The sequence below is a fragment of the Nocardiopsis sp. TNDT3 genome (genome assembly GCF_003427465.1).
Classification (GTDB): domain Bacteria; phylum Actinomycetota; class Actinomycetes; order Streptosporangiales; family Streptosporangiaceae; genus Nocardiopsis; species Nocardiopsis dassonvillei.
In genome coordinates this window covers 1-5,139 of record NZ_QPFC01000843.1, presented here as the reverse complement: position 1 = coordinate 5,139, position 5,139 = coordinate 1, and the positions used below count along the sequence as shown (strand labels likewise).

General features: G+C 75.9%; 2 protein-coding genes. Both read right to left on the bottom strand.

Annotated elements, in window-relative coordinates:
• Nucleotides 1-2,930: glycoside hydrolase family 2 TIM barrel-domain containing protein (locus DQW06_RS20350; protein ID WP_117199117.1), on the bottom strand; the 2,930-nt coding region annotated here is incomplete at its 3' end.
• Nucleotide 2,931: 1 nt separating this feature from the next.
• On the bottom strand, nt 2,932-5,079 hold the full coding sequence (locus DQW06_RS20345) for an alpha-galactosidase (protein WP_117199116.1): 2,148 nt from the start codon (nt 5,077-5,079) through the stop codon (nt 2,932-2,934).
• Nucleotides 5,080-5,139 lie beyond the last annotated feature (60 nt).

The window sequence follows — 5,139 nt, the reverse complement described above, 5'->3', positions numbered from 1 at the left end:
GAGGCCGAGCCCACGCCCTGGTGCGCCTGGTCCAGGTGCAGGTGGATCCGGTCGCCGGGGACCAGTTCGTGCGGGTGGTCGGCCGCGTCGAGCGCCGCCGTGTCCCAGCGGCGCGCGGTGAAGTCGAACACCGGGTCGCCCTCCACCCGCAGGCCCGTCCCGTCCGCCGCCCGCAGGGCGAGCCACCTGGCGTCCACGCGGTTGCCGTTCTCCTGGGGCCGCAGGTAGGGCGTCTGGAGGCCGTCGACCGTGCTGGAGAAGCGGCCGACCCGCGCGGCCTGGGACACGTCCCGGTAGGCCTCCCCGGGTCCGCGGCCGAACCACTCCGCCTCGCCCAGGGAGGCGGGCAGGCCGACGTGCACGCCGAAGCGCGGCAGCGGGCAGGGCCACTCCCCCTCCGCCTCGGCCTCCACGGTCAGGAGCAGGCGCTCCCCGTCGGCGCCCCACCGGTAGGCGGCGCGCATGCCGAACTCCTGGGCCGCCGGAGCCAGCCGTGTCCGGACGACGAACGCGCCGTCCTCCCAGCCGGTGGACAGCAGGCGCTCGGTGAGCCGGTGCAGCCCCGCCGCGCGCCAGGGGACGGCCACGGAGTCCCCGTGCCGGGCCACGTCGTTGTCGGTCGGAGCGCGCCACAGGTCCACGGCCGGCGCGTCCACGGGCAGGCCGCCCACGGAGAGCAGCGCGCCGGTCCCCGCGTCCAGCAGGCCGGGGCCGATCCGCACGGTGCCGTCCTGCCCGGCGGACGCCGGAAGCACGACAGCTCCCTCCGCCCCCGGCCACGCACCCGGGTCCCCCGGCTCCCGCGGCTCTCGCAGCGCGCCCGACCTCTCCGACGCACTCGTCCCTTCCTGCCCACCCGGAACCCCCGGCGCTGCCGCGCCCGGCTCCCCGGGGGCGCCCACCTCGGCCTGTCCCCAGGCCAGCTCGTGCCCGGCCGGGGCCCAGGGCTGGTCCTCGGCCAGCCGGACGGACACGGTCAGCCAGGTCTCCCCGGACGGCTCGGGCAGTGCGGGCAGCACCGCCTCGGCGCTCTCCCCGGCGGCGAGCACCGGCACGTCCAGGGGGCCCTCCCCCAGGGGGATCCCCTCCCCCTCGACCCGCCAGACGAAGGCCAGGCCCGCGGTGTCCCGGAAGTCCCAGGTGTTGGTGACGCGGACGGTCCCGGCGGCCGGGTCGGGGACCACGCGGACCGGTTCGACGGTCTTGGCGTAGGCCTCCAGCCCGGGACTGGGCGTGCGGTCGGGCAGCAGCAGGCCGTCCGCGACGAAGTTGCCGTCGTGCAGGGCCTCGCCGAAGTCGCCGCCGTAGGCGAACCACGCGGTGCCGTCCGGCTCGCGGCGGCGGACCCCGTGGTCGATCCACTCCCAGACGAACCCGCCCTGGCAGCGCTCGTGCTCCTCGAAGAGCCGCTGGTACTCCTCCAGCCCGCCGGGGCCGGTGCCCATGGCGTGCCCGTACTCGCACAGGACGAACGGCAGTCCGCGCCGGTGCCCGTCGGCGGCCGGGTCGGCGGTCGGCGCCTCCTCCCGGCGGCCGATGGCGTCCACCTCCTCGTGCGGCGCGTACATGCGCGAGTACACGTCCACGTAGGCGCTGTCGCGGTCCCCCTCGTAGTGGAGCGGCCGGGAGGGGTCGTGTGCGCGGGTCCACTCCGCCATGGCCCGCAGGTTCTCCCCGGTCCCGGACTCGTTGCCCAGGGACCACAGGACGACGCTGGGGTGGTTGCGGTCGCGCGCGACGGTGCGGCGCATCCGGTCCAGGTAGGCCTCGCGCCAGCGCGGGTCGTCGGAGGGGTTGCCGCGCCAGCCGACCTCCTCGAACCCGTGGGTCTCCAGGTCGCACTCGTCCACGACCCACAGGCCCAGCTCGTCGCACAGGTCCAGGAAGTCCGGGTGGGGCGGGTAGTGGCTGGTGCGCACGGCGTTGACGTTGTGCCGCTTCATCAGCAGCACGTCCTCGCGCATGGTCTCCCGGGGCACGGCGCGGCCGTGGTCGGGGTGCCACTCGTGGCGGTTCACGCCCCGCAGCAGCAGGGGGCGGCCGTTGACCCGCAGGAGCCCGCCGGAGACCTCCACGGTCCGGAAGCCCGTCCGCGTCCGGACCCGTTCCCCCGGTGTGCGCACCTCCAGGTCGTACAGGCGGGGCGTCTCGGCCGTCCACGGCTCGACCGCGCCGACCCCGTGGTCCACACCGGCGGCGGCGTCCACCAGCCCCAGTTCGGGAACGCTGACCAGGGCGTCGGCGGATCCGGCCACGTCCACGCGCAGGGTCCCCGTGCCCGTGGTGTGGTCGTAGGCGGCGCTCACCGCGAGGTCGCCGACCCCGTCGGCGGGCCGGGCGAGGAGGGTGACGTCGCGGAAGATCCCCGACAGCCACCACATGTCCTGGTCCTCCAGGTAGCTGGCCACCGACCACTGGTGGACGCGCACCGCCAGGGTGTTGCGCCCCGGGCGCAGCAGGTGGCCGACCTCGAACTCGGCGGCCAGGCGGCTCCCGGTGGAGAAGCCCAGCTCGGTGCCGTTCAGCCACGCGCGGAAGCAGGAGTCGACCCCGTCGAAGCGCAGGACCGCCGCCCCCTCGGGCCACTCCCGGGGAAGGTCGAAGACGCGCCGGTGGTCGCCGGTCGGGTTGTCGTCGGGCACGTACGGGGGGTCGATCGGGAAGGGGTAGGAGATGTTGGTGTAGGCGGGGGCGCCGTGGCCGTGCATCTGCCAGTGGGCGGGCACCGGCAGTTCGGACCAGTCGGAGTCGTCGTGGCCGGGCTCCTCGAACCCGTCGGTGTCGGCCCGCGCGCGGTCGAGCAGCCGGAACCGCCACGTGCCGTTGAGGTCCAGGGACGGGGCGTCGGAGGAGAAGCGGGCGCGGGGCGCGAGGGTCCCCTCGGAGGGCGCGAAGTCCTCCAGGTAGGCGGGCTTGCGGATGGCGGGCACGTCAGGCCTCCCTCAGGTGCAGGAGCAGGGCTTGGGACGGGTTGAGGTTGGGCAGCTGCACGCCCGAGCGGGTGAGCACCGCCCCCGACACGGTGGCCCCGCCGCTGGCGAACCACTCCGGGAGCACGCGCTGCGTGGTCGAGGGCGTACCCGCCTCCGGCCGCCACGTCAGGCGGTAGACGCGGTCCTCGCGCAGGCCGGGCAGCCGGACCCGCCCCGGCAGGGCACGGACGGAGGTGGCCAGCCGGGCGTAGCGGAACACCGCCTCGCTCCCGTCCGGGGCGACCACCCCGTCGAGCTGCTCGGCGGGGTCGGGCGCGTCGGCGTGCACGGCCTCGCCCGAGTGCAGCAGCGGGCGCAGTTCCTTGTACAGCGCGATCCACGAGGTCAGCGCGGCCAGCTCGTCGTCGGTGCAGCGGGTGACGTCCCACTCGATCCCGGCGTGGGACAGGAGGCTGGCCAGGCAGCGGAAGGACAGGTCGGCGTCGCGGCCGGTGGTGTGCGCGGTGCGTCCGCCGACGTGGCTGCCGACCAGTTCGGGCGGCAGCAGCAGGGAGGTCCAGCGCTGGACGGCCAGCCGCTCCAGGGGGTCGTTGGTGTCGGAGGCCCACACGCGGTCGGTGCGCTCCAGGATCCCCAGGTCCACGCGGCCCCCGCCGGAGGAGCACGACTCGATCTCCAGGCCGGGGTGCCCGGCGCGCAGCCGGTCGAGCAGCGCGTAGACGGCCAGGGTCTGGCGGTGCGTCCCGGCGGCGCCGGTGGGGGCGTGCACGGGTTCGAGCAGGTCGCGGTTGTGGTCCCACTTGAGGTAGTCGGGCCGGTACTCGGTGACCAGCGCGTCCAGGTGCTCGAACACGTACCGGAAGGCCTCGGGGCGGGACAGGTCCAGGAGCTGCTGGTGGCGGCTGGGCGGGGCCGGGCGCCCCTCGGCGGCCAGGAACCACTCGGGGTGGGCGCGGGCCAGGTCGGAGTCGGGGTTGACCATCTCCGGCTCCACCCACAGCCCGACCTGCATGCCCAGGGAGCGCACGTGGTCGAAGAGCGGGTGCAGGCCCCCGGGCCACACGCCGGTGTCCACGGTCCAGTCGCCGAGTCCGGCGGTGTCGTCGCGGCGGCCCCGGAACCATCCGTCGTCCAGCACGAACCGCTCCACGCCGATCCGCGCGGCGGTGTCGGCGAGCCGCCTGAGGGTGGCGAGGTCGTGGTCGAAGTAGACGGCCTCCCAGGTGTTGAGCACCACCGGGCGCGGGGTGGAGGGGTGGCCGGGCCGGGCGCGCAGCCAGCGGTGGATCCGCGCGGACAGCCCGTCCAGCCCCCGGTCGGACCAGGAGAGGAACACCCACGGGGTGGAGTAGGAGGCGCCCCGGTCCAGGCGCACCTCGCCGGGGTGGAGCAGTTCGCCGCCCGCGAGCACGGCGTCGGCCTGCCCGGCGCCCTCGGGCAGGCGTTCGGCCAGGTGGACGTGGTCGCCGCTCCAGGCGGTGTGCACGCCCCACACCTCGCCGTGGCGGAACCCGAACCCGGGTGTCCCGGCGGCCAGGACCAGCGCGGCGTCGTGCCCGGTCCGGCCCCGGCGCGAGGCGCGCAGGCGGGTGCCCGTCGCCAGTTCCTGTCGCTGGGGGGAGCGCTCACGGCACCAGCGGCCGGTCAGGTCCAGGACCTCGCCCGCCTCGCGGGGCAGGGGCAGGGTGACCCGCAGGGCGTCCAGGGTCCACGGCGCGGCGTCGGTGTTGGTGACCGTGTTGCGGACGCGGACCAGCCCGGAGGCCTCCATGCGCAGCTCGCAGCGCAGCGCGATCCCCGCGGCCTCGGCCAGGACCGTGAGGGCCCCGCCCACGCCGGGGGCGGCGTCCTCCAACGGGTCCGCCAGGACCTCGCGCACGGTCCACTCGGGGAAGGTGACCCGGCCCTCGTGGTGGCCCGAGATCCCGGGGTGGCCGCGCCAGCCCTCCCCCTGGACGGGCACCAGGGACAGCCGCCGGGGCTGGTCGACGTCGTTGTGCGCGGCGGAGGGCGCCGCGGCGGCGGCCAGCCCCTCGGCGTCGGGCAGGTCGGCGCCCCAGTGCAGGACGTGCGGGAGTCCGGCCTCGGGCACGGCGAGGACCAGGGCGGTCCCCGCCGCGCGCAGGCTGATGGTGCGGTGGGTCATCTGTTTGTTGGGCGTGGAGACCCCGCCCTTCAGGGCGGGGAGGAAACGCCCTCTCCTTTC